General features: G+C 67.5%; 3 protein-coding genes. 1 reads left to right on the forward strand and 2 read right to left on the reverse strand.

Translation table 11 applies throughout. The features are described 5' to 3' along the window. Positions 1–363: 363 nt before the first annotated feature. Together AC628_RS40960 and AC628_RS40965 are read right to left on the reverse strand one after the other, a co-directional pair. On the reverse strand, positions 364–798 hold the full coding sequence (locus AC628_RS40960; protein ID WP_074132486.1) for a DUF6157 family protein: 435 nt from the start codon (positions 796–798) through the stop codon (positions 364–366). Between the two features lie 14 nt (positions 799–812). Beyond that, on the reverse strand, positions 813–1,457 hold the full coding sequence (locus AC628_RS40965; RefSeq protein WP_074132487.1) for a glutathione S-transferase family protein: 645 nt from the start codon (positions 1,455–1,457) through the stop codon (positions 813–815). Positions 1,458–1,539: 82 nt separating this feature from the next. Between AC628_RS40965 and AC628_RS40970 the strand changes: the two genes are divergently transcribed. Continuing rightward, the gene (locus AC628_RS40970) at positions 1,540–2,544 is read left to right on the forward strand and encodes a helix-turn-helix transcriptional regulator (RefSeq protein ID WP_074132488.1); all 1,005 of its coding nucleotides are present in this window, start codon (positions 1,540–1,542) and stop codon (positions 2,542–2,544) included. Positions 2,545–2,704 lie beyond the last annotated feature (160 nt).

Genomic DNA, 2,704 nt, shown 5'->3' on the forward strand with positions numbered 1-2,704 from the left:
CCGCATCGGTCATATCGCTTGCATAACGCAGTTCGTCCCGCCGATATTGCTCCCGAGTGATCTCAGTCCAGGGCATCGTGCTCTCCCTCGAATCTTTGCAAATCCGATGGAATCACGCCCCACTCAGGTCACTCACCCCTTTTTCAGTCAGGCTCTCAGGACGACGGGTCTAGCAGGAACGCACTGATACCACCCTCCCCTGGAGGGGGAGGGTCGGCTCACATGGAGCGCAGCGGAATGTGAGACGGGGTGGCGTGATCTCTCAGCACGGGCAGCGCCTGCTTGGAGAGACCTTCACCCCACCTCGGTTCGCATTGCATGCGAACCGATCCTCCCCCTCCAGGGGAGGATAAGGGGAGCACCTCACGCCCGCTTGCTCCGCATCGCGCGCGTCTGGGTGATGTCAGGGTCGCGCGCCAGCGCCTGGTAGCGTTTGCTGTCGACGGCGTAGATCGCGATGCGGCCTTCGGCGTCGGCGTGCACGCCCCAGCCGAAGCGTTTTCCGAGCGGCGAGGCGCGCATGCAGGCCTGGCCGCGCGAGAAGAAGGTCTCGCGGGCGAGGTTGCGCTCCTTCTTCGCGGCTTTCGCATCGAGCGCGCGGCCGGCCGACGACGTGGCGAACACCACGTCGTCGGAGGTGTATTTGTAGGGCGCGCCTGAAATCATCCGGAATTGCAGCACGGCGACCGTCGGCTGGCCGCCGCGCGGCTGCGGCTCCTCGCCGCGCTGCGCCGGGCAATCCTCGGCGACGCGGATCAGGGTGTTGAAGCAGTTGGTGCTGTGCAGGACTTTCGCCATCGGCACGATCCGTATCACACTCCCGCGGCGGCCGCATGCTGCGCCGCCATCTCGTCGTCGGCCTTCGAGATCCGCTCGAAAGCCGGCCGCGCGGTGATGCGTTCGGCGTAGCGGACGAAGACGTCCCTTTTCGGCACGATGCCGAACATCATGGTCCAGCTCAGCGCGACGCCCCACAGGATGTCGGCCGCGGTGATCTGGTCGCCGAACAGATAGGGCCCTTTTGCGAGCTGCGTCTCGAGCGCACCCAGCATGGTGTCGTAATCGGCATAGGGCGACTGCGTGATCGGCGCCGGCTCGCGCTTCATGAAATGGTCGATCACGGCCGGCTCGAATGAGGAGCCGTAATAGGCGATCCAGCGCAGATACGGGCCGCGGCGCGGGTCGTTCAGCGCCGGCGTCAGGCCGGCCTGCGGAAACAGATCGGCGAGATAGATGAAGATCGCGACTTGCTCGGTCACCAGCGCGTCGCCGTGGCGGATCGCCGGCACCTTGCCGAGCGGATTGATGGCGAGATAGGCGTCCTTGCGCTGCTCGCCTGCCTTCATGTTGAGGATGTGCAGATCATAGGGCGCGCCGAGCTCCTCCAGCAGCACGCGGGTGCCGGTGGCCCGGCTCTGCGGCGAGTAATACAGCGTAACGCGGTCGGTGGTGGTCATGGGCAGGTCTCCTTGCGCCGACAGGGCATGGCCTCCTTATGTCCGCCTATACCTGACATCCTGTGTCAGGTATGATTTTCCCATGCGCGCGAGCCGGCTGTTTTCCATCCTCACCACCCTGCAGGCGCGGGGGCAGGTCACCGCGCCCGAATTGGCCGAGGCCTGCGAGGTCTCGGTGCGCACGATCTATCGCGACATCGATGCGCTGGCCGCCGCCGGCGTGCCCGTCTATGCCGACCGCGGCGCCGAGGGCGGCTATCGCCTGCTCGACGGCTATCGGGTGCGGCTGAACGGGCTGTCGCAGGACGAGGCCGAGGCGCTGTTCATGGCCGGCCTTCCGGGACCCGCCGCCGCGCTCGGCCTCGACGCCGCGATGATGGCGGCGCAGACCAAGCTGATGGCGGCGCTGCCGGACAATCTGCGCTCCAATGCAAGGGGCATGCAGCAGCGCTTCCATCTCGACGCGCCCGGCTGGTTCGGCGAGACCGAGGAGCCGAAGCATCTGCGCGCCATCGCCGGCGCCGTGCTGCGCGAAAACCTGATCGATATCCGCTACCAGAGCTGGAAGGCCGAGAAACGGCGGCGCGCGGCGCCGCTCGGCCTCGTGCTGAAGGGCGGCAGCTGGTATCTCGCGGGCCTCGTCGACGGCAATGTGCGCACCTACCGCGTCGCGCGGGTGCTGGATTGCACCGTCCTGGAGACGCCGTTCGCGCGGCCGGCGGACTTCGACCTCGCTGCCTATTGGCGTGTCTCGATCGAGCGGCTCGAGGCCGAGTTGCATCCGAACGAGGCCACGGTGCGGCTGTCGCCGCTCGGGCTGAAGCTGTTCGATGCGCTGGCGCATCCTTACGTGAAGGCGCGGATGCGGCTCGCCGATGGCACCGACAGCGACGGCTGGCGCGTCGCCACCATGCCGGTCGGCAAGACGGTATGGCACGCGGCGAGCGAGCTGCTGCGGCTCGGCGCCGAGGCCGAGGTGATCGCGCCCGACGAGCTGCGCGAGAAGATGGCAGAACTCACCGGCGCGATGGCCGCGCGCTATGCGGATGCGCCACGGCGCCGCGTGGCGGGCGCTAAAGCGCGATGAGATAGGATCGAATGGTGCGGCAGAGTCGCTGCACCTCTCCCGCTTGCGGGGGAGGTCGGCGCGCAGCGCCGGGTGGGGGCTCTCTCCACGATGTGACTCGCGGAGAGAACCTCCACCCTAGCCCTCCCCCGCAAGCGGGAGAGGGGACGCGGTACCGATG

Origin of the sequence: Bradyrhizobium sp. NAS96.2 (assembly GCF_001908235.1) — a bacterium.
GTDB lineage: Bacteria > Pseudomonadota > Alphaproteobacteria > Rhizobiales > Xanthobacteraceae > Bradyrhizobium.